Genomic DNA, 21580 nt, shown 5'->3' with positions numbered 1-21580 from the left:
CGGGGTTCTTCGTTTCGGTGTGGGGGCGGGCTAGGCTGGACGGGCTTCGGGGCGATGGCATTCCGATGGATTGTCAGGAACCCCCGCAGCACTATGAGGCGATGCCTGATGGCTGTCCGGTCAGTTCCCGATCTGCGTGCGGCACGGTGGCGCTGGGTCGCGGACCGCGAGCTCTCGCATCTGTTCGCCGAGGTCGAGTCCGCGCGGGCGGCCGATCGCGTGTCCCGAGGCTCCCGTCATCCGTCGGCGCCGCTCCGCGGCGACGCCGCGCTCGCTTCGTCGCTCGGTGCCTACGCAACGGCGCTGCTCAAGTACCGGTTGCCGGTGCCGCCGGTGATTCGCGACGAGCTTCGCCTGCAGCGGAGCCTGCCGTCCTGAGCGACCGCGCGAGGCCGTCGAGGACGATGCCGAGGCCGAACTCGAACTCCTCGCCGTAGTCGTAGCCGGGTTTCATGACGTGCTCGACGGAGAACTCGACGAGGTGCGGGTACTCCTCGGCGGCATACTGCGCCATCATCTGCTCGGCGACCTCCGGGACGGTGTCCGGTCCGTTGATCGGCAGGGACGCTTCGGACAGGGCGAATCCGTAGACGAAAGCGTCGATCAGCGCGTAGGCGTGCGCCGTCATCGGCACCGAGAACCCGGCGGCGCGCAGCGTGCCGATGACGGCATCGTGGTGCTTCAGGGTCGCCGGGCCGGGGTTGGTGCGGGACTCGAGGAGGCCGATCGCCCAGGGGTGGCGCCGCAGTGCGGCGCGGGCGGAGCCGGCCCTGCGCTCCATCTCGGTGCGCCAGTCGCCGCCGATCCGCGGCAGCTCGATCTCGCTGAAGACGAGGTCGACGATGCTGTCGAGGATCTCGTCCTTGTTCGCGACGTGGTAGTAGACCGACATCGGCTTGGCGCCGAGCTCGGTGGCGAGGGAGCGGATGGTCAGCGAGCCGACACCGCCCGCGTCGGCGACCGCGACGGCGGCCCGCAGGACGCGTTCGCGGCTGAGGCGGGAGCGGGTGCTGGTGTCGTGCGCGGGCATCGAACCTCCGTGGTTTCCGTCGGGCTAGCCGAACCGTACTAAGTACGATACCGTAGCCGTACTTAGTACGACAACGCAGGGGGGACCGGAACGATGACGAACCACACCAGCGCGGCGGATCCGCGGACGGACCACACCGGGGGTACGGCGCCGGCGGTCGACGGCACGATGCGGGCCGTCGTACAGGAGGCCTACGGCACGGTCGACGTACTGCGCCACCGACCTACGGCCCGCCCGGAGATCGGCAACGACGAGGTTCTCGTGCGGGTCCGCGCGGCCGGCCTCGACCGTGGGACCTGGCACATGATGGCCGGCCGGCCCTACCTCCTGCGCGTGATCGGGTTCGGGTTCCGCCGCCCGAAGAACCCGGTGGCGGGGATCGACGTCGCCGGGACGGTCGCCGCCGTCGGCTCCGCGGTGACGAAGTTCGCGGTGGGCGACGAGGTGTACGGGATGTCCCGGGGTTCGTTCGCCGAGTACGCGGCCGTCCTGGAACGGAAGCTGGCCCACAAGCCGGCCGGCTTGTCGTTCGAGCAGGCTGCTGTCGTCCCGATCTCGGCCGGTACCGCACTCCAGGCCCTGTGCGACGCGGGCCGCCTCCAGGCGGGCCAGAAGGTGCTCGTCATCGGGGCGTCCGGAGGAGTCGGCAGCTACGCGGTACAGCTGGCGAAGGCGCTCGGAGCGGAGGTCACCGGCGTGGCCGGGACCGCGAAGCTCGACCTGGTTCGGAGCCTCGGGGCCGACCATGTCCTCGACTACACCCGCGACGACTTCGCCGACGGACAGCATCACTACGACCTGATCCTCGACATCGGCGGCAACCCGTCCTTGCGGCGCCTTCGGCGTGCGCTCACCCCTACCGGGACAGCTGTCCTTGTCGGCGGTGAGGAAGGTGGCAGATGGACCGGCGGATTCGGCCGCAGTCTGCGGGCACCGCTGGTGTCGCTGTTCGTGCGTCAGCGGCTCACGATGCTTGCATCCAAGGAACGTGGTAGTGACCTCGAGCGGCTCGCGGAGTACCTCGCGGCCGGCACGGTCGTACCGGCCGTTGACCGGACCTACCCGCTCGATCAGGTACCGGACGCGATGCGTCACCTCGAGACCGGCCAAGTACGCGGCAAGATCGCGATCACGATCGACGATGCACGATCATGACCACACAGTTGGTCTGGTAGCCGATCCTCAGGATCGTCGAGTTCGCAGTGTCTGCCGTGTGCGGTGTCTATCTGCTGGTCCAGTTGCAGGTCGTACCGAATCACCTGCTCTGCGTCTACCTTCCGACCGGGATCGGCGGTCTGGTCCTGACCTACCTGCTGTACGTCTCGCGGCTGGTGCCGCGGCCGATCGCCGTACTCGGTCTCGTCGGCTACGCCGCGCTCTCCGCGGGAGTACCGCTCGACCTGGCGGGTGTTCTGGACATGAACGAGGGAGCAGGACTGATCTTCCTGGCTCCGGGCGGCCTGTTCGAACTGTTGGTCCTCCCGATCTGGCCGCTCACCAAGGGATTCCGGCCGGCCAACTGAGGGTCCGACCATCAGGTCTCGTGTTCGATGGGGCTGTCCTGGTGCTGTTCGAGAAGGTGGAGGACGGGTACGCCGAGGTGGCGGCGGGCCTGGGCGGACCAGTCGACGTGGAGCAGTTCGGCGATGACGTGCGGGCGGGTGAGCACGACGACTTCCTGTCCCTGGACGGCCTGGATGTAGTCGTCGAGTTCGTCGACCGGGTGCCGATGGGTGATGGTGCCTTCCGCCTCGCGGTCGAAGGAGCGCAGGCGGCCGAGGCTGCGTTCCAGCGCCGCGGTTGCCTGGGCGTCGACCGCGCGCTGCGCGTCGTCGGCTGCTCTGCGTACTTCGTCGTCCGAGCGGACGGCGTACCGCTGGCTCGCCATGCCGAACAGTTCGGTGCCGGCGAGCCCCGCGAGTGTGGCCTCGACCTGCGCCTTGGCGTCCTCGCAGGGAAATACCACGTGGAACCGGACAGGATCCGGCGCATCGGCGTACAGCTCCGCCAGGCGTTCCGCATCGGGCACGCTCAGCTCGTCCTCGACCAGGATCACAACGTCGTACATCTGAACCACCTACCGGAACCGGTACCCACTCTGCGCGGGGCTACTAGTCGAAACACGGCGATGTGCGTTGCGGCGAATTCGATCGGGTACCTGAGGCGTGGTTCACAGCACGGAAGCTCTGGGGAGCGGTCTGCTTCCGGACGGTCAAGAAGCGGCCCGGATTTTGTGACCTCGTAGCAGGAGGTTGTCGATGTACCAGGAGCGGTCGGTCAAGGAATCACAGGACGAGCCCGCCATCGATGTGGAGTGGTTCCGGCGCGAGTTGTGCCAGGAGCGTCAGTTTCGGCTCGAGCAACTGATCAGATTGTCCTACGAAGCGGAGGATCCGTGTCCGGCGGCGGTGGCGGAGGTGCAGGCCGCGTTGAAGGCCGGGGCGAGGCGGGCCTTGGCGGAAATCGACGCTGCGCTGTTCCGCCTCGGCCGAGGGACCTTCGGCACCTGCGAGGTCTGCGGGCGAAAGCTGCCCTTGCACCGCCTGGAGGCAATACCGACCACGAGACTGTGCCTGCGCTGCGAGCACCGCCGGAGTTCGCCGTAGCCACACCGGGCGCCGCACGGGCCCGAAACTTCTGGTGGAGGGCTTCGATTGGGTGCCGGGCGGGCACCTGTGGGCCATGCGGTACGTCGAGCTGCGTCGGCACACCGACAACGACGGCGATCGCCTCACGCCGCGGGGCGTGGCGGATGCGCTCGCCATCGGCGGTCGGCTGCGGCCGCCGTACGCGGCGTTCGTCTCGACGGGTGCCGCGAGATGCACGCAGACGCTGGAGATCCTGCGGAGCGCGGTGGATCAGGTCGACGTACCGATCACAGACGCCCCTGCACTGCGGTCGTCGGTCGAGGACCGGTGGCGCGACGCGGCCGACGCCGTGGGGAAGGGTGCAGACGTCGAAGCGATGCGGGTGGTCGACCCGGACCTGGTGGAGCGTGAGTCGTGGCTGCTGGGCGTGGCGCTGCGACAGCTGGTGAACGGACTGCCCGACGGCGGGCGAGCGCTCGTCGTCGGACACAGCCCGACGAACGAGGCCGCCGTACTCGGGCTGACCGGCCGCTCCGTCGCGCCGCTCAGCCCGGGGGAAGGCGTCCTGTTGGTCGAGGACAGCGGGAAGTTTCGCGTCGAGCCACTGGAGTGAGGATCATGCGCGCGTACCGCCGGATCTGGCAGCTGATGGTCGGTCTCTGGATCGCACTCGGTCTCGCGGCGGGCCTGGTGACGCTGCCGCTCCGGGTCTGGTTGATCTGCGCGATCCTGACGGCCCTGATCTGGCTGTCCCTGTACGTCGAGGCCGACTCTGCAGACCGTCGAAAGGCGCTCCGTACGCGAACGGCACCCATGGCTTTCGCCGTCTGTCTCGCGATCATCGCGACGCTCGCGACAGCGGTGTTCCTGAACGCCGGGGCATTGGTCATCCCAACTGTGATGCTGGCGAGTTCGCCACAGGCGGTCGCTTGGTATTGCGGGCGGCTCCGCCGGGATCGTCCGTCGCCGGAGCGGCAGCGGAACGTCGTCAGCACCGACGACCTGTGCCGCGAGTGGATCCAGAGCTACGACGAGCTGAACCGCGCACCGTCCGCCGAAGCACGCCTGCGCGTGGTAATGGCGCGTCAGCGTTGCCTGGACGAACTGGAACGCCGCGATCCGGACGGTCTGCACGCCTGGCTGGCCTCAACCGCCAGCGCGGCCGGCGATCCACGCCGCTTCCTGTCAGACACCAACGGGTGAATGCTCAACGGGTCATGCGAGGTGGTACAGCAGCGGCATCGCTCCGGTGCGGTTCACGAGCAGGTTGGTCAGGACGTAGCTGCGGAAGCTCGGCTTGATGAGCTGCTGGAGCAGCAGTCGCGGTACGCCGTAGTCCCAGCGTGCGTGGTTCACGAAGACATAGTCGGCCTTGTCGATCGGCTGGAGCAGCGTGGAGTTGTCCAGACCGGTCTGCTTCTTGTACCAGCCGGCGAGATGCTCCCACAACGCCAGCGCGATATCGGTGTCCTCGGCAACGAAGTAGTTGAACAGGAACAACCCGGGTCGTGACTTGTTGACGTCGCCGAGTGACTTCGTACACCGTGCACCCATGACGTGCAGGTCGGTCGAAGCGGCCACCAGGGCGTCGTGCAGGATCCGGTACTGCTCGGATTCCTGCACTGGTCCGATCGCTTCCGGCGTTGTGGTCTCGATCAGCACCACGACGTCGTACCGTGCGTGATGGACCCCGTGCCGCCTGGCGTATCCGGCAGGTGGTGGTACGACGACTGCGTCGTACACCGTCACTCGGTCCACGTCGGCGTGGTCGCCGAGGTCGACGGCCATACCTTTCAACTGTTTGAGCAGTTGCGCCTTGTCCTCGCTGGTGCGGGTGAACGGCGCTCGTCCCGACGGCGGCTCGACGGCCGCGGCGAGGTGGATGTAGCCGGCTGACGGCGGGTCGACGAGGGTTGCCCGCGGGAACTTTTCAGCCGGACCGATCAGCTCGAGGTCCATGCTCCTTCGCCTCCTGATTCGCGGTGCTTGGTACCCACCGGCACCAGAAACCATGCGGAGGAGGAGGGCCCCTGCGGTGCGGATCGGGGCGTCAGATGGGTGCGGGTTCGGTGGGTGGCGGCGGGGGCTCGGTCGGTTGCGGTGGGTCGGGCGGTTCCGGCTGCGGCGGGACCGGGGGCTCGGGATCCGGGGGCGCGGGCGTCGGCGGGATTGTTTCGGGATCGATGACCATGGCAAGCATCGGTACCTCCTGTCGATCGGGGGGACTGTCACCTCAACGCAGCCGCGATCCGGACAACGCGCTCTGCCTGGACTGCGGCGGCGATGCGGGCCGTGTTGTCCACCGCACCGCGTGCGGACACGTGCGACGTCCCGTACGGGTTGCCGTCCTCGAACTTGGACGGGTCGGTATAGCCGGGCGGTACGACGACGCCGCCCCAGTGGTAGACGGTGTTGTACAGCGCGAGCAACGTCGACTCCTGGCCGCCGTGCTCGGTTTGCGACGAGGTGAATCCGCTGTAGACCTTGTCGGCGAGCTGCCCCTTCTCCCACTGCGGGCCCAGGGTGTCCATGTACTGCTTCAGTTGCGCTGCGACATTGCCGAAGCGGGTGGGGGAGCCGAAGACGACGGCGTCCGCCCAGACGACGTCGTCCGGGACTGCCTCCTCGACATCGGCCGTGTCGTCGAGGTTCGCTCGCCAGTCGGGGTTGGAGTCGACGGCCTTGGGTGGCGCCAGTTCACGCACCTTGCGCAGGCGTACCGTCGCGCCGGCCTTCTCGGCGTACTCGGCAATCGTTCGCGCAAGCTCCGCGATCGTCCCCGTGGACGAGTAGTAGATGACGCTGACCTTGACGTCCTGCTGATCGGCGGTCACGTACTGTCCTCCTTCCCGTGATTCCTCTTCAACAACCCGTGCCCACTTCCCGCAAGCCCATTCGGATACAGGACGCTCCAGTCCGGTCGTGTAGCGTCCCGCGGGTGGCGTTGAGATCGAGCCGGCTGATGACCTCGGTGTTCCTCGTCCGCGACGGCCAGGTCCTGCTGCTCTACCGAAGGGGCTCGCGCGCGATCGACGACTCCTGGGTGGGTATCGGCGGTCACCTCGAGCCCGGCGAGATCGAAGACCCGACGGCCGGTGTCCTTCGCGAGATGGAAGAGGAGATCGGAGTGGCTCCTGACCAGATCGAGAATCTGGCCCTGCGGTACGTCGCACTCAGAGACACCGGTGCCGAGCTGCGCCACACCTACTACTTCACCGCCACGCTTCAGCCCGACGCGCCAGTTCCCGTCGAGTGCGCCGAGGGGGACCTCAAATGGTTCGACCTGACGATGGATCCGTCGGACCTGCAGATGCCGCCGACAGCCCACCTCGCCCTCACCCACTGGCTACGCGACGGCCGCCACGACGAGGTACTTCGCTTCATCGTGATCGACGCAGGCGGACAGCGGATCGGATCGTTCTGAGCAACGGACGCCCGGCGGCCAAGGAACTGGTCGCCGGGCGCTCGTCGTACGACTGCTCAGAGGCCGCGGATGTAGAAGACCTTGCTGACGCCTGAGTGGAAGTTGTAGCAGGTCGGGAAGTAGACCCGGTACGGGATCAGACCGTTGTACGCCGGCTGCGCGGACACCGTGAACCGCCCGCTCTGCCGGACCGCAGCCGTGCTCACAGCACGCCATTGCGTCGCGCCGTACAAGCGCTGCAGCAGCACCTTGCAGCCTGCCGGGGAACCGAGCACGTTGCCGTTGACCGGCACGATCGTGCCGACCTTCGCGCTCGTCGCCGACGGTGCGGCCGAGACGATCCCGGGCCGGGTGACGACGACGCCCAGACCGGCGATGTCCAACGGTTTGCCGGCGATCCGGAGGCAGTTGACGCCTGCCGCTGCCGACGCCGGATACGCCTTGGTGACCGTCCCGCTCGAGCTGGTGCGCAGGAATTCGCCGGTGAGGGACTCGACGCACTGGCTGTCGACGCCGAGCATCACGGTGATCCGGGACGCGTAGGGCTTTCCGGTCGCCGAGTCGGTCACCGTCCAGGTGATCGAGTAGCCGGATCCGAACGGCACGAGCCGCGGAGACACCGAGGCGGTGATCTTCGGCCGGTGATAGCCGGTGACGGCCAGAGCTGGTCCGTTGAACGGCGTCGGACCGACCTCAGTCCCGTAGACGGTCATGCTGTACGGCCCCGTCGTCACCCCGATCACCTTGAAGGTGCCGTCGGCGGTCGACGGAACGTTCACCACTCCGGCCCACTCGCCGTTCTGCGTGGTGCCGGACACTCGCGGCAGATCGGCCGAGACCAGGTACGTGAGGCTCCCGGTTCCGCTCGTTCGCTGTAGATGAGCGACCAGAGGGATGTTCGCGTCCAGCGGGTCGGCGGATGTGAAACCGCCCTTGACCCGCACCCCTACCGGCGCGGTGTTGAGCCCGGAGACCGCGACCGCAGTGCGGTTCAGGCTGACGTCGGTGACGGTCAGCCTCGGATCCGGCGGGCTCGGCTCCGGTCCCGCCTGCGCGGACGCCGTTGTTGCGAGCAGCAGCGCCATCAGTGGCGCTGTGAGGAGCGCAGCCATGACTCGCCGGATTGTCCGGCCCGCGATGGACGCAGCCGGTGGTGGTTGTGGTGCCGGCACATCGCCTGGCGGCGCCGGCCTCGATGAAACATGCAACATCTCAGTGCCCTTCCAGTACAGCGTTCGCGGGAGCCCCAGAACTCGCTGGTTGTGGTCCGCGATATCGGCTGTGATCGGTCGGGCACTGCGCCGGACCTGGTCGCCGTTATGGCATCCCCTTGCTCTCCTAGATGCCACGCCTGCGAGGTTTGTTACTTACGTGGGGTTTGCAGTAGGTCCGCCGCGAGCTTGTCGAGGCGGCCGCGCCACGTTGTCAGTGCTTCGTCGGGGCTGCTCAGGCCGGTCTGGGTGAGGATCAGGCGAGCGCCGTGACCAGTGCCCTCGGTCAGCTCCCAACGGACCTTCGCGCCGGATTGCTCGTACTCCAGCACCTTCGGCTCGGACTGCTCGGTGACGGTCCCCTCGCTGGTCAGGTGCGGCCAGACCGTTTCGGCCGGCCGCGTGAGCTGCCGCTCGAACCGGACGACCCAGCCGTCCGGGGTCTGCTCGGCCGAACCCTGGTTCAGGCCGAGCTGCTCCACGAAGCGGTCGTGCAGTGGACCGGTGTCCGGCTCGATGTCGATCGGCTTGCCGGCCAGGAGCAGGTCCATCGCGTCCAGGCAGAGCGTCCAGCCGGAACCGAAGCTCGCGGCGCCGAACCGGTCGTCGAAGGTGTGGCTCAGGACCAGCAAGCAGCCGTCATCGGCCGGGAGGAGCTCCCACCGCAGTACCTCGCCGCTCCAGGTGATCGCGAACACGCGCGGCGGATCGAACTCGAGCACCTGGCCGTCGCCGCCTGGTTCGCCGTCCATCCAGTACTCGACGCTGCCGCCGATACGCGGCTGCAGCTTGACCGAGGCCGGGAACCAGCGGACCAGTTGCTCCGGCTCGGTGAGGGCACGCCAGACCTTCTCGGCCGGGTGCCGCAGTCGCCGCTCCATCCGCAGTACCGAGCGGCCCTCGACGATACGCAGAGTCTCGTTCGCCATCGTCAGCCTTCCGTTCCGGCCGGATTGTCGTCCGGCATCGTGTCCAGGTGGTCTTCGAGGTCGTCCAGGGCGCGATCCCACAGCTGCCGGTACGGATGCAGCCAGGCGTCCAGCTCACGCAACGGTCCGAGCTCGAGTTCGTACCACCGACGCTGAGCGTCCACCCGGACGGCAACCAGTCCGGCCTCGCGCAGCGCTCGCAGGTGTTTCGACACCCCCGGCTGGCTGAGCCCGAGTTCGTCGGTCAGCTCTCCGACCAGATGCGGCCGCTGACGCAACAGATCCAGAATCTGCCGCCGCCGCGGTTCCGCCAGAACATCGAAGGGTGCGCCCACGCCACCCAACATACTCGTTCAGCTATATAACCGCAATGGCATGTACGCAGCGGAGGTCAGCTCCCGGCGGGTTGTGTCGTGCTCGCGCGGATCGTCAGCTGCGGGTCGAGAGTCAGATGGCTGACCGTGCCCGGCACGGCGTTGTGGATCAGGCCGAGCAGCGTCCGTACGGCGAGCTGCCCGACCTGTCGGCGTGGTGGGGCAACGGCCGTCAGCGCCGGGTGGGCGAGGGCGGCGAGTTCGTCCTCGTAGGCGACGACCGACAGGTCACCGGGCACCGCGACACCGCGGCTGCGGGCGTGCCGGACGAAGGTCAGCGCATCCTCGTCGCTGTGGCAGAGCAGCCCGGTCACCTCCTGCTCACGGAGTTGGGTCAGCACGGCATCGAGATCGGAGGCGGTCCAGCCCGCCCAGTTCAGGTCGCTCTTGCCGGCGAGGAACGGCACGTCGTCCGGCAGATCGAGCTCGGCGATCGCCTGCCGCCAGCCGCTGTGCACCAACTCCGCTGTCTGGGTGTCTGTGCGCGCCAGTAGCGCGATCCGCCGGTGGCCGAGTTCGGACAGGTGCCGGACGGCGCCGGCCGCGCCGCGCTCGTGGGCTGTCCGGATCGTGCTCGGGCCGGCCAGGAACATGCTCGGCAGTTCGCGCTCCATCAGCACAGCTGGGACGGGCAGCCCGGCCAGCCAGGCTTCGTAGTCCCGCACGGCATCGTTCAGCTGTTGCCGGCTGCCGAGCGCCGGCAACAGCAGCAGGCCGTCGACGCCGGACTCGATCAGCCCGGCGATCAGTTCGCGCTCGGCGGCGACGATCGACTCGAGGGTCGGATCGGCGGGGCGGCGGGACAGCGCCAGGTTCACCGTCAGGTCGTCCGGGCTGTCGGTCCGGTCTCGGATGCCGTCGAGGAGTCGCGGGTAGTACGCCGTCGCGGCCGGGATGACGACGCCGAGCTGGATGGCGGCTCCGCCCGCCGGCGACGCCGAGCTCAGCGTGGCCCCGCCGTACACCTTGTCCAGCAGGCCGTCGGCGACCAGGGAGTCCAGGTCGCGGCGCACGGTCGCCTCGGAGACCCCGAGAGTGCTGGCGATGTCGGTCACTCGGACCGCGCCGGACCGCCGCGCCTGGGCGATGATCCGCGATCGCCGCTCCGCGGCTAGCACGCGAGCGGCCCTTCTCGCTGTGACAGGGCAGCCAGGTTTGACATGGCAGCGACTCTAACCCATCCCGCAACATCGCTCAAAGTCCTTCAACATATTGACGAAACGCCAACACCGCGCAAACCTGTCCACGGAAAGCGTTTGTCAGGTGCAGCGCATCGTGGAGGAGAGGACGGGTTCATGACGGAGGTCGTCAGACCGGTCGCGCGGCCGTGGCGGCGCAGTAGTTCGGGCAGTAATCGGGCCAGGAATCGGGGCAGCAGTCGGGTCGGGCGGCGGAGTTCGCCGTGGCTGATCTACCTCGGGCTGCTGCCGACGTTCGCCGTACTGGCAGTCCTGCAGTACTACCCGGCGATCAGCGGCGTGGTGCACTCGTTCTTCGACTGGCGGCCGGGTTTCAGTTCGCCGTTCGTCGGGCTGGAGAACTACCGGACGATGTTCGCCGACGACATCTGGTGGCGGTCGTTCCGGAACCTGGGCGTGATCTTCGCGGCGTCGGTGACGCTGATGTGGCTGTTTCCGTTCGTCGCCGCGGAGCTGGTGATCAGCCTGCGCAGTGAGCGGCTGCAGTTCCTCTTCCGGACGTTGCTGATCGCGCCGTTGGCCTTCCCCGGCGTCGTCACGACACTCGTCTGGTCGTTCATCTACGACCCGAACAACGGCGTACTGAACAGGGCGTTGCGGGCCGCCGGTCTCGAGGCGCTGGCGCAGAACTGGGTCGGCGATCCGCGGACCGCGCTCGGAGCGTTGCTGATGATCGGCTTCCCGTGGATCGCCAGCCTGCCGTTCCTGGTGTTCCTGACCACGCTGCAGAACATTCCGAACGAGGTGTTCGAGGCCGCTGCCCTGGACGGTGCCTCGCGGCTGCGGCGGGTGTTCGCGATCGATCTCCCGCTGCTCACGAGCCAGATCCGGTTGCTGTTCTTCCTCGCCACCATCTCGGTCCTGCAGTACGGCTTCGCCGCCTACCTGGTCACCGGCGGCGGCCCGGACAACGCCACCCAGGTGCCGGTACTGCGGATGATCGGCGTCGCGTTCCAGGGCAGCGACTGGGGCTACGCCACCACGCTGTCGACCGCCCTGTTCGTCATCACGCTGGTGCTCAGCGGCGTCGTGATGGCGATCCGTAAGAGAGAGGCCCGTGATGTCCGCAGCCACTAGCGTCCCGGTCCGAACCACGGACCTCGTCCCCGATCAGCCGGCCGCAGAACACCAGGAAGCCACGCCAAGAAGGCGCCCAGGGCAACTACTGGTCGTCCTCGCCCTGAGCGTGCTCGTGCTGGCCGGACTGTTCCCGTACCTGTTCATGATCATGACGTCGCTCAAGTCGAACGAGCAGTTCACCGCCAGCTACTGGATGCCCTCGTGGCCCTTGGAGTTCGGCAACTACGCGGTCGCCTGGCAGCAGATCCAGCCATACTTCGTGACGTCGGTCGTGGTCGCCACGCTGTCGATCGTGGGGACGATCGCCCTGGCGTCGGTCAGCGGATTCCTCTTCGCCCGCTACTCCTTCTACGGACGGAACTTCCTGTTCGGGATGATCGCCGCGCTGATGATGGTGCCGAACATCAGCAGCCTGATCCCGCTGTTCGTGCTGATGCGCGACCTGCACCTGCTGAACACGCTGCCGGTCCTGGTACTGCCGCAGATCGCGGGCAGCGTCGTACTGGCGACGATCCTCATGCGGACGTTCGTCCAGCAGATCCCGCAGGAGTTGTTCGACGCCGCTCAGGTCGACGGGGCCGGAGGCTTCCGGCTGTTCGTGTCGATCATGCTGCCGCTGTCGCTGCCGGTGATCGGCACCGTCGCGCTCTTCACCGTGATCAGCGTCTGGGGTGAGTTCTTCTGGCCCTTGCTGGTGATCACCGACGACTCGCTGCGCACCATCCCGGTCGGACTGTCCTTCTTCCAGGGCCAGAACGCCACCAACTGGGGACCGCTGTTCGCCGGCTACACGCTGGCGAGCGTCCCGCTGCTGCTCGTTTTCACCTTCTTGTCCAAGTGGTTCCTGGCCGGGGTGCAGGGCGGACTGCCCGGCACCGGCAAATGATCACCAGATCCCTCGAGAGGACCTCGACATGTCTCCCGTTCCGACCCCACTCAGCCGGCGGACGCTGCTCCTCGGCTCGCTCGGTACAGCGCTGGCCGGCGGCCTGGGCCTCAGCGGCTGCTCCTCGGACAGCGGCGGCGGGTCCGGCCTGCAGATCACCCTGGCCGGGCCCAACCAGTGGAACTCCAACGGTGCCAGCTTCGGCAAGCCGTGGGAGGACCTGATCGCCCGCTTCCAGGCCGACGAGCCGGACATCTCGATCAAGACCGTCGTCCTGCCGCTGAAGGAGTTCAAGCAGACGCTGGCCACACAGCTGTCGGCCGGTAGCGCGCCGGAGCTGGTCTTCAGCCAGGCTGCGCACGAGCCGCACATGATCCACCCGCTCACCGAAGCCCTGCAGCAACCGAATCCGTACGTCTCGGGCAACAAGGCCTGGCTCGACCTGTTCGACCCCCGGTACTTCGCCCCCGGCCTGCCGAACGTGGTCAGCACGACCTCCGGCGACTTCGAGTACATCCCGTTCAACCTGGTGGCGGTCGGGGTGTACTACAACACCGAGGCGTTCACGAAGGCCGGCGTCAAGGCGCCGATCGCCACGTTCGCCGACCTGCTCGAGGCGTGCGAGAAGCTGACCGCGGCCGGCTACACGCCGTTCGCGATGGACAACTCCGATCTCGGCGTCGGCTGGACCGTCAAGACCATCGCCAACATGATGCTCGACAAGTACTTCGACAAGATCAACAGGTACGACGCGGCGGGCAAGACAGGCAAGGCGCAGTACCTTTCGCCGAAGGCCAAGAGCTGGGCCCGGGCGGTCCTCACCGGTGAGATCAGCGCGAAGGGGACGCCCGAGGTCGCGGAGACGCTCAAGCTCCTCAAGCAGTTCTTCGACGCCGGGGTGACGAAGAACTGGACCGGCGTCGCGAGCTCGTCGGGGTCGGTGGTCAACCTGCGTGACTTCCAGTCCGGCAAGGCCGCGATGGCGTGGGGCGTCCCGTTCGGGTACGGCGCTCTCGGCGACCTGCAGGGGAAGGTGTCGAGCATGCCGTTCCCGACCATCACCACCGCGAGTTCGCCGTTGTCGACCGGTGCGCCCGCGCGCTTCGGCACGAGCGTCGGCGGTACGTCGTACATGATCCCGTCGACGCTCGACGGCAAGCATCGCGAGGCCGCGATCAAGTTCCTGCAATGGATGAGCGTGCTGGCCAACGTCCAGCCCTGGCTCGACGCCACCGGTGGTATCCCGGCGGTCAAGGGCGCGACCGTTCCGTCTGGCGTCGCCGGCATGATCAGCGGCACCTGGAGCGAGCCGATGCGGATGGGCGGCCTCCCCGGAGGACCGGCCGGCACGACCGAACTGAGCCTGTACGACGGCTACCTGCTGGGGACCAAGTCTCTCGATCAGCAGCTCGACCACCTGCAGGACCTGTGGATCAAGGGCACCCGTGAGCAGGTCAAGAAGAACGGCTGGGACAAAGAAGACTGGGCCAAGGCATGAACCGCCGCAGGATTCTCGGCCTCGTCGGCCTGATCGCGGCCGGCCTGATCGCCGGCCCTGCCGTCGCACCGCCCGCCCTCGCCGAGACGACCGGGCAGGACCACTACGTGAGCAACCGGGCCGGCTGTTCCGACGATGGGCCCGGCACGGCGCCGGACCGGCCGTGGTGTGGCTTCGCGCCGGTGGCGGCGCACGACTTCCAGCCCGGTGATCAGCTGCTGCTGGAGCGGGGCGCCAGCTTCGCCGAGGGCCTGGTCTTCGACGACTCGGGATCCGCCGAGGCTCCGATCACGATCGGCGCGTACGGGTCCGGGCCACGACCCAAGATCACCAACAGCGCCACCAAGATCGGCATGGTGCTGAAGGACGCGTCGCACGTCCGGGTCCGCGATCTCGACATCGGCTCGACGACGAACGGCAAGGCCACGATGACGTACGGCATCCAGGCCAACTACGCCAGCCTCGGGCACTCCGACGTGATCTTCGAGGACCTGTTCCTGCACGACAACCGCTGGCTCGGTCTGCTCGTCGCCAGCAGCGCCGTCCACACGACGACTGACACGGTGCTGGAAGGCCTGGTCATCCGTCGGGTCGAAGGGACCCGCAACGCGCACACCTTGGCCACCACCAGTTACACCTCGCCGACCGACCTGCCGAAGCCGGTGGTGCCGGGCAAGGCGGGCGAGAACGTCTTCCGGAACGTGGTGCTGGACCGGCTGTATCTGCACGACGACAACAACAACAATCCGGTTCCGACCCCGGGGATGGTCGATTCCGGCTGCCCGGACGGCCTCGCGCTCCAGAAGGCCACCAACGTGGTCCTCATGAACTCGATCTTCGACAACGAGGCCAGTTGCCGGACGACGACCGGGACCGCTGCTTTGTACCTGGGCTCGGTGCGGCAGGTTCTGATCGCCAACAACCTGTTCGTGAACACGCCGAACACGGAGAACCCCGACATGGTGGCGATCGATCACGAGGCGCGGACCAGTGAGGTGGAGATCCGCGGCAACTACTTCGGGAACAACTACGGCGGCGGCCTCGAGTACCTCGCGATCCACGGTGCGAACGACTTCCACGCCGATGGCGTGGTCGCCGACAACGTCTTCACCGGCAACGGCGGCGGCGCGCTGATCCCGTATCCCGCCGGCGGGTCGGTCGGCCAGCTCGGCGACGACATTCCCATTGCGGCGGCCGTCACGGGCAACCTGCATTCCGAGCCGCATGCCTTCGTCGAGGCCAAACTAGGCGGCGACACGAGCCGGTTCACGATCAAGGACAACGTCGAGATCGGCGACCCCGGCGATCTCTACCACGCCGGGTCCGGCTTCGCCGACGACCAGGCATGGGGACAGCGGCGCCTCACCGCCGGCGGCTGGCGCGCCCTGCCCTTCGACGAAGCGAGTCAGAGCTACCGGGCGGGGGAATCGAGTATCGACCGGTTCACACTGACCAGCGGCGATGCCCTGGCGGTGGCGAGGACCTGGACCGCGCCCAAGGCCGGCGTGCTCAACCTTCGCGGTCTCGGCATCGCGGTCGAGGGTGCTGCTCGGCTGGCGATCACGCTCAACGGCAAGCCGGTCGCCGAGGGCTCCGTCGCCGCCGATCGATCGTGGACGTCGACGGTCGAGGATCTGCGCGTGGCCGCCGGTGACGTGATCGGGTTCGAGGCGCGGGGCGGAACGGTGAGCTGGGCGCCCGGCATCGGCTATTCGGCGGCTGCTCGGGCCACCGATCCGGCCGGCAGCTGGACCTTCTCGGTGAACGGGGACCGCCAGGGCTGGACCAGCGACGACCCCGCCGTCGTCCGCCGGGGCAAGCTCGAAGTGGCCGGGGCCGGTGCGACCACGGAGCTCCGGTCGACGTCCCAGTTGGGGATCGACGTCACCGACCGGGGCGCGGTGCGGATCTCGGCGCTGAACCGGACCGCCGCAACGGACGGAGTGATCGACTTCGTCACGGCCGACGGACGCAAGGGGCGGCAGGAGTTCGTCCTCAACGCCGCCCAGCCCAAGGGGCTCACCGACGCCTACACCGACTACCTGGTCCCGATGAGGGATCCACACTGGCGCGGCAAGATCACCAAGCTCACGATCACGCTGCACAACGCGGTGGGGCCGGTCTCGATCGACAGCATCGCGTTCGATCGGGCGCCGCAGCACGCGTGGGAGTTCGGCGCCGCCGACGGCTGGACGATCGATCCCGACGTGAGCTGTCCGTCGGTGGGCACTCCGGCCCGGACGCAGACTCCGGCGGTCGACAACAGCGAAGGCACCTTCACCAAGCACGCCGACATCGCCTGGGCGAAGGGGCGCCTGCAGACCTTCGGCGTGCCGGACGGAAACCTGTCGCGGCTCGATCTGTGGGCGTACCAGACCGGTAACCCGACCGGCTGCCTTTTCCTCCAGGTGGTCCGGGTGGACGAGCGCAACCAGATCGCGGACCGGCTATTCACTGGCGCGGTACCGGCGTCGAAGATCAGCGGCACCGGCGACTTCGTGTCGGTCTTCCCGAACCTGCACGGCCTCGATCCGAACGCGCGCTACGGCGTGCTGATCACCTCGCCGTACCAGCTCCCGGGCGCCGCCGCCTACGGCATCGGCTACAACGATCAGGGTCTGTTCCCCGAGGGCGGCGAGTTCTACACCGTCGACGCTGCCGGGATCATGCGCGGGCCGGAGGCAAGCGGCAAGCGAAGCCTGCGTTTCCGTACCTTCAGCAGTACCGAGGTCGTCGAGGAGCCGAACGAGTTCGTGCCGGTGTCGGTGACCGACGGTACGGTGCGCGCCAGGACCGGGTACGAGCCGGTGCTGTTGTCGCCGAGCGGGCTGAAGATCGATGCCGCCAAGAGTCGCTACGTGCGGATCCGGATGAACAATCCGGAGCACCGGCACGCCGCCCATCTGTTGTTCAGCACCGCCGACGATCCGAGTTTCGACCAGCCCAAGGTCGGGACTCCGCCCGGCAACGAGGAAGGCGGACGTGGCGTCGCGATCGCGCTGCTCCCGGGCCCGGACTACGTCGAGTACGTGATCGACATGAGCCATGTGCCGGGCTGGAAGGGTGAGATCGACCAGTTGATGATCCAGCCGCTCAACCGCTGGAACTACCGGTTCTCGGCGCTGCATCAGAACTGGACCGGTGGTATCGACTACGTGCGGGTCGACTGATGAGGGCCGCGGTGATTTTCGTGGTGACGCTGGGCTTGGCCGGAGCCCTCCTCACCACGCCGGCAGCGGCCGCCGGTACGACGTACTACGTCGACAACCGGGTGGCGGCATGTGACGACGCCGGCGCCGGCACTTCGACGACCCAGCCGTGGTGCGGTTTCGCGCCGATCACCGCCCGGACGTTCACCGCGGGCGACCGGATCCTGCTGGCGCGCGGCGCCTCCTGGCGTGAGCGGGTCCAGCTCCAGGGCGAGGGAGCGGCCGGTGCGCCGATCACGTTCGGCGCCTACGGTTCGGGCGACCGGCCCCGGCTGCTCAACACCGGTCTCGGATGGGGCGTCCGGATGATCAACCCTTCGCACTGGCAGGTCAGCGCGATCGAGGTGGACGGGTCCGGTAGCGACAAGCTGGACGCGGGGATCCAGGTCCGCTTCGACGGCGCCGCCGGCATCGGTCACGAGGAACTGCGGTTCTCCGACGTCAGCGTCCACCACAACCAGATCGGCATCGCGGTCACCGGCACCGCGGCGCCCGCGGCGAGCCAGTGGGCGATCAAGGGCCTGACCATGGCCCGGGTGGAGGGCGCGCACAACGAGGTGTCGATTGCCTTCGGCAACGCTTCGGCGCCGCTGCACTTCATTCGGGACGCCGTCCTCACGGATCTCTTCCTGCACAACGACGACGGCGCGCCCGCGGCCGAGGTGGGATGTGCGAACGCGCTGACCCTGCAGAGCATGACCGGCGTCCTGCTGACGAACTCCGTCATCACCGATGCCGGTGGCTGCCCGATCTGGAGCGGCACCACCGGCGTGTACCTCGGACACGCCGCCGACGTCACGATCATGAACAACATCATCGTGAACACGAACCAGACCGGTTCACCGGATCAAGGCGGGGTCAGCCTCGAAGGGGACACCGACAACGTCGCGCTCCGCGGCAACTACATCGGCGGGAACGTCCGGTGGGGAGTCGAGGTCCAGGCCATCCACACCTGGGGCAACACCGCCGTCACCATCGACTCCAACGCGATCGCCTTCAACGGCGAGGATCCGATCGCCGTGCTCGGCTCCGCCTCGACGCCGACCGGCACCATCAGCGGCAACCTGTGGGAGGGCGACGCCCTGACCTACGCCGGCAGCGGCGGGACCTTCGACGGCTTCACCATCGGCACCAATCCGGGACCCGTGACCAGCACACGTGTGTGGTACACCGCGCGTGACTACGCCACTGGTCAGGGACAGTACGGCTGGCGGTACGAGCGCTCCAGCGACTCCGGCGTCACCTGGTCCCCGCTGACGTACCAGCCTGCGACCCAGGACTGGCGGCCCGCGCCCGGATCGCTGCCCCTCGTCAGCAAGTGGAGCTGGCACCCGGGCGGCGCGGGATCGCAGGTCTCGAGATCGTGGACGGCGCCGGCGGCCGGCACGATCGCGATCGCCGGGCAGGCGGCCAAGGGCGTCGTCGGCGGCGACGGCGTGCGGGTCCGGATCCTGAAGAACAACACCACCGTGCTCGCACCGACCGCCGTCGGCGGCGCCGATCGGATCGGCGTCCGTACGAACGTCACCAGCCTGTCGGTGGCGGCAGGCGACGTCATCCGCTTCGCCGTCGACGCCGGCGCGGCGGGCGCGAACTCCTACGACACCGTCAACTGGACTCCGGTGATCGGATACCTGTGATCACGAGACCTGCACGAATCCGACCTGTGACGGCCGCGCTGCGCGCGCTGCGGCCCTTCGCCAAGACGTCGGTGTTGATCGACGCGCCCCCGTACCCGGAACAAGGAGAGTGACAACGATGTTCGCCCGCCGCACCTTCATCACCGCAGTCGGCGCGGTCGCCGTGGCCGGTGCCCTGCGACCGGCGTCGGCACGCGCCGCGACAGCCGAGGACTTCGCCGCGGCCCGTGCCGTGCTGCACGACATCCTCACCGGCGGTACGCCGGATCCGGCGAACGCCATGATCAAGGCCTCGCTGGCGGACGTCGACGCCCGCGCGGACGAGTTGTCGAAGCTGCTCGACCGGCGAGCCGATCGCGATCGGGCCTTCGTCGATCTGCCGCTCGACGCGCCCAACATGCGCACCACCTACGAACGGCTGCGCGACCTGGCGCTGGCCTACGCCACGCCGGGCGCCACCCGGCACGGCGATGCCGCGCTGGCCCAGGACGTGATCTCGGGGCTCCGGGTGACCCACGACCGGATCTACCACCACGGCGGCGCCAAGCCCGGCAACTGGTGGTTCTGGGTGATCGGCGGACCGCGGTCACTGCTGTGGACCGCCGCCCTCGTCCACGACGTGTTGCCGGCCGCCGACCTCGCCGACTACAGCGCCGCCGTGAAGTGGTTCGTCCCCGATCCCGGCGTCCTCGACCCGGCCGAATGGGTCGGCTCGAACGGCTCCGACGTGATCGAGATCTCGATCCTCGACGGCATCCTGACCGACGACGAGGGCCGCATCACCCGGGGCGTCGAGGCCCTCGCGCCGCTGCTGCCGCTGGTCACCAAGAGCGACGGCTTCTATGCCGACGGCTCCTACATCGGGCACAGCGTCTACGCCTACACCGGGTCGTACGGCATGGTGCAGCTCGGCGGTCTGGCCAGGTTGTTCGCCCTGCTGGCGGCGACGCCCTGGCAGATCGACAACCCCGACCGGGAGGACTTCTTCGGTGTCGTCGAGAAGTCGTACGCGCCGCTGATCCACGACGGCAAGATGATGGATCTCGTCCGCGGCCGGGCGATCTCGGTCCAGCTGGAGTCCGACCGGATCGCCGGTTACATCACGATGGAACACATCCTGCGGTTGGCTCAGGCAGTCGACCCCGAGCGAGCGCTGCGTTGGCGAAGCCTGGTCAAGGGCTGGCTGGCCCGAGACACCGCGAAGCCGTTTCCGCCGCGATCACCGCGGTGGGGATTCGGCCCGGCCCGGGTGTCCCTGTTCGCTCAGGTCCTGGACGACCCGGCGATCCCGGCTGCCGCCGAGCGCGAGGAGCATCGGCAGTTCCCGGTGATGGACCGTGCGGTCCACCGGCGGAACGACTGGACGTACGCGATCTCGATGTCCAGCCGGCGGATCGGCTACTACGAAGCCATCAACGACCAGAACAAGCACGGCTGGCACACCGGCTCGGGCATGACCTATCTCTACAACGGTGACGACACGCAGTTCACCGACGATTTCTGGCCGACGGTCGACCCGTACCGGCTGCCGGGCACGACCGCTGACACGACGCCGCTGCCGGTGGGCGCGGGCAGCGCGTCGCGACCGAACACCACCTGGGTCGGCGGCGTCACGTCGACCTCGGGGAACCACGGTCTGGTGGGGATGGCCGTGCGGGGGATCGTCGCTCCCGGCGCCACCCAGGTCCAGGCCCGCAAGGCATGGTTCTGCCTCGACGAGCAGGTGGTTGCCCTCGGCGCCGGGATCACCGGTGGCGGCACCGAGGGCGCCGGCGGCCGTTTCCCGGTCGTGACGACGGTCGAGAACCGCAACCTGCACGAGGCCGGGGCCGGCACGCTGACGGTCGACGGCGCCGTGCAACCCGGCGAAGCAGGCTGGTCCGGCGAGTTCGGCGGCGTCGGATGGGCGCACCTGGAGGGAGTCGGCGGGTACCTGTTCCCGGCGGGCGGGACGATCCGGGCCGTACGCGCGGACCGGACCGCTTCCTGGCGCGACATCGACAGCGGCAGCGCCGCCGGAACGACCGATCCGGTGACCCGCCGGTACCTGACGCTGTGGTTCGATCATGGAATCGAACCACGGGACGCGTCCTATGCGTACGCGCTGGTGCCCGGAGCGTCGGCTCGGCGTACCGCACAGCTCGCCGCGGCGTCGCAGGTCGAGATCCTGGCGAACACGCCGACCAAGCAAGCGATTCGGCTGCTGAACCGCGACGTGGTCATGGCAGCCTTCTTCGCTCCCGGATCCCAGTCCGGCATCACCGTCGACGCCGCCGTGGCGATCATCGTCGAGTCCGACGGGCGGTACCTGACGATCGCGGTGGCCGACCCGACGCGGGCTGCGACGCCGATCCACGTGACGCTCGACCGGGCCACGACGAAGGTGCTCACGCACGACGCCGGACTCGTGGTCACGGCCGGTCCGACGACGAAGGTGACGGCGAACCTCTCCGGCACGGTCGGCAGTACCCGGACCACCCGCCTCCTGCTGGCCTGACCGACTCCGGTGATT

21 protein-coding genes are annotated in these 21580 nt (G+C 68.3%); 13 read left to right on the top strand and 8 right to left on the bottom strand.

Annotated features, from left to right (window positions below; all coding sequences use genetic code 11):
* Window positions 1–108 precede the first annotated feature (108 nt).
* A complete protein-coding gene (locus BJY22_RS36335; protein WP_167216168.1) occupies window positions 109–378 on the top strand; it encodes a hypothetical protein in 270 nt (89 codons plus the stop codon).
* On the opposite strand, the gene BJY22_RS36330 is transcribed toward BJY22_RS36335, so the two are convergent.
* Complete coding sequence (locus tag BJY22_RS36330) at window positions 308–1030, bottom strand: TetR/AcrR family transcriptional regulator (protein ID WP_167216166.1); 723 nt, start codon at window positions 1028–1030, stop codon at window positions 308–310. The two genes, BJY22_RS36335 and BJY22_RS36330, sit on opposite strands and share 71 nt — an antisense overlap.
* 93 nt (window positions 1031–1123) lie before the next feature.
* Here BJY22_RS36330 and BJY22_RS36325 point away from each other — a divergent pair, with 93 nt between their 5' ends.
* Both BJY22_RS36325 and BJY22_RS36320 read left to right on the top strand, forming a co-directional pair.
* Entirely contained in the window at window positions 1124–2185 is a 1062-nt protein-coding gene (locus BJY22_RS36325) for an NAD(P)-dependent alcohol dehydrogenase (protein ID WP_238350558.1), read from the top strand.
* Window positions 2186–2232: 47 nt separating this feature from the next.
* Entirely contained in the window at window positions 2233–2553 is a 321-nt protein-coding gene (locus BJY22_RS36320) for a DUF4386 family protein (protein ID WP_167216164.1), read from the top strand.
* 11 nt (window positions 2554–2564) lie between these two features.
* Here the strand turns inward: BJY22_RS36320 and BJY22_RS36315 are convergent, their stop codons facing one another.
* Entirely contained in the window at window positions 2565–3098 is a 534-nt protein-coding gene (locus BJY22_RS36315) for a hypothetical protein (RefSeq protein ID WP_167216162.1), read from the bottom strand.
* Between the two features lie 190 nt (window positions 3099–3288).
* Between BJY22_RS36315 and BJY22_RS36310 the strand changes: the two genes are divergently transcribed.
* Genes BJY22_RS36310 through BJY22_RS36300 form a run of 3 tightly spaced genes read left to right on the top strand, consistent with a single transcriptional unit; the run spans window position 3289 to window position 4821 of the window.
* Window positions 3289–3636, top strand: coding sequence for a TraR/DksA family transcriptional regulator (locus BJY22_RS36310; RefSeq protein WP_167216160.1), 348 nt, complete (start codon window positions 3289–3291; stop codon window positions 3634–3636).
* Between the two features lie 34 nt (window positions 3637–3670).
* Window positions 3671–4231, top strand: a complete 561-nt coding sequence (locus tag BJY22_RS36305; protein ID WP_167216158.1) for a hypothetical protein — start codon at window positions 3671–3673, stop codon at window positions 4229–4231.
* Between the two features lie 5 nt (window positions 4232–4236).
* A complete protein-coding gene (locus tag BJY22_RS36300; protein WP_167216157.1) occupies window positions 4237–4821 on the top strand; it encodes a hypothetical protein in 585 nt (194 codons plus the stop codon).
* A 12-nt stretch (window positions 4822–4833) separates the two neighbouring features.
* On the opposite strand, the gene BJY22_RS36295 is transcribed toward BJY22_RS36300, so the two are convergent.
* Together BJY22_RS36295 and wrbA are read right to left on the bottom strand one after the other, a co-directional pair.
* Window positions 4834–5577, bottom strand: coding sequence for a hypothetical protein (locus BJY22_RS36295; RefSeq protein ID WP_167216155.1), 744 nt, complete (start codon window positions 5575–5577; stop codon window positions 4834–4836).
* Between the two features lie 269 nt (window positions 5578–5846).
* On the bottom strand, window positions 5847–6452 hold the full coding sequence (gene wrbA / locus BJY22_RS36290) for an NAD(P)H:quinone oxidoreductase (protein ID WP_167216153.1): 606 nt from the start codon (window positions 6450–6452) through the stop codon (window positions 5847–5849).
* A 104-nt stretch (window positions 6453–6556) separates the two neighbouring features.
* Between wrbA and BJY22_RS36285 the strand changes: the two genes are divergently transcribed.
* The gene (locus BJY22_RS36285) at window positions 6557–7042 is read left to right on the top strand and encodes an NUDIX domain-containing protein (protein WP_167216150.1); all 486 of its coding nucleotides are present in this window, start codon (window positions 6557–6559) and stop codon (window positions 7040–7042) included.
* 56 nt (window positions 7043–7098) lie between these two features.
* On the opposite strand, the gene BJY22_RS36280 is transcribed toward BJY22_RS36285, so the two are convergent.
* The 4 genes from BJY22_RS36280 to BJY22_RS43180 form a co-directional block, all read right to left on the bottom strand.
* Entirely contained in the window at window positions 7099–8154 is a 1056-nt protein-coding gene (locus tag BJY22_RS36280; protein ID WP_167216148.1) for a hypothetical protein, read from the bottom strand.
* Between the two features lie 251 nt (window positions 8155–8405).
* Window positions 8406–9182: an SRPBCC family protein gene (locus BJY22_RS36275; RefSeq protein ID WP_167216147.1), complete on the bottom strand. Its 777-nt coding sequence runs from the start codon at window positions 9180–9182 to the stop codon at window positions 8406–8408.
* A 2-nt stretch (window positions 9183–9184) separates the two neighbouring features.
* Window positions 9185–9517, bottom strand: a complete 333-nt coding sequence (locus tag BJY22_RS36270; protein ID WP_167216145.1) for a metalloregulator ArsR/SmtB family transcription factor — start codon at window positions 9515–9517, stop codon at window positions 9185–9187.
* A gap of 56 nt (window positions 9518–9573) precedes the next feature.
* Window positions 9574–10674, bottom strand: coding sequence for a substrate-binding domain-containing protein (locus tag BJY22_RS43180; RefSeq protein ID WP_167216143.1), 1101 nt, complete (start codon window positions 10672–10674; stop codon window positions 9574–9576).
* 177 nt (window positions 10675–10851) lie between these two features.
* Here BJY22_RS43180 and BJY22_RS36260 point away from each other — a divergent pair, with 177 nt between their 5' ends.
* The 6 genes from BJY22_RS36260 to BJY22_RS36235 all read left to right on the top strand — a co-directional run bounded on the left by BJY22_RS36260 (window position 10852) and on the right by BJY22_RS36235 (window position 21565).
* Complete coding sequence (locus tag BJY22_RS36260; protein WP_167216141.1) at window positions 10852–11832, top strand: carbohydrate ABC transporter permease; 981 nt, start codon at window positions 10852–10854, stop codon at window positions 11830–11832.
* A complete protein-coding gene (locus BJY22_RS36255; RefSeq protein ID WP_167216139.1) occupies window positions 11816–12721 on the top strand; it encodes a carbohydrate ABC transporter permease in 906 nt (301 codons plus the stop codon). Before BJY22_RS36260 ends, BJY22_RS36255 begins: the two co-directional genes overlap by 17 nt.
* Before the next feature lie 28 nt (window positions 12722–12749).
* Complete coding sequence (locus tag BJY22_RS36250) at window positions 12750–14219, top strand: ABC transporter substrate-binding protein (RefSeq protein WP_167216137.1); 1470 nt, start codon at window positions 12750–12752, stop codon at window positions 14217–14219.
* The gene (locus BJY22_RS36245; protein ID WP_167216135.1) at window positions 14216–17389 is read left to right on the top strand and encodes a right-handed parallel beta-helix repeat-containing protein; all 3174 of its coding nucleotides are present in this window, start codon (window positions 14216–14218) and stop codon (window positions 17387–17389) included. The genes BJY22_RS36250 and BJY22_RS36245 overlap by 4 nt, the downstream gene beginning before the upstream one ends.
* An 11-nt stretch (window positions 17390–17400) precedes the next feature.
* Window positions 17401–19068 (top strand): right-handed parallel beta-helix repeat-containing protein, encoded by a 1668-nt coding sequence (locus BJY22_RS42140; protein WP_167216133.1) that lies wholly within the window; start codon window positions 17401–17403, stop codon window positions 19066–19068.
* A gap of 118 nt (window positions 19069–19186) precedes the next feature.
* Window positions 19187–21565, top strand: a complete 2379-nt coding sequence (locus BJY22_RS36235; RefSeq protein WP_167216131.1) for a polysaccharide lyase 8 family protein — start codon at window positions 19187–19189, stop codon at window positions 21563–21565.
* Window positions 21566–21580: the final 15 nt, after the last annotated feature.

Origin of the sequence: Kribbella shirazensis (genome assembly GCF_011761605.1) — a bacterium.
Taxonomy (GTDB): Bacteria; Actinomycetota; Actinomycetes; order Propionibacteriales; family Kribbellaceae; genus Kribbella; species Kribbella shirazensis.
This window is presented reverse-complemented; position numbering and strand designations above follow the sequence as displayed.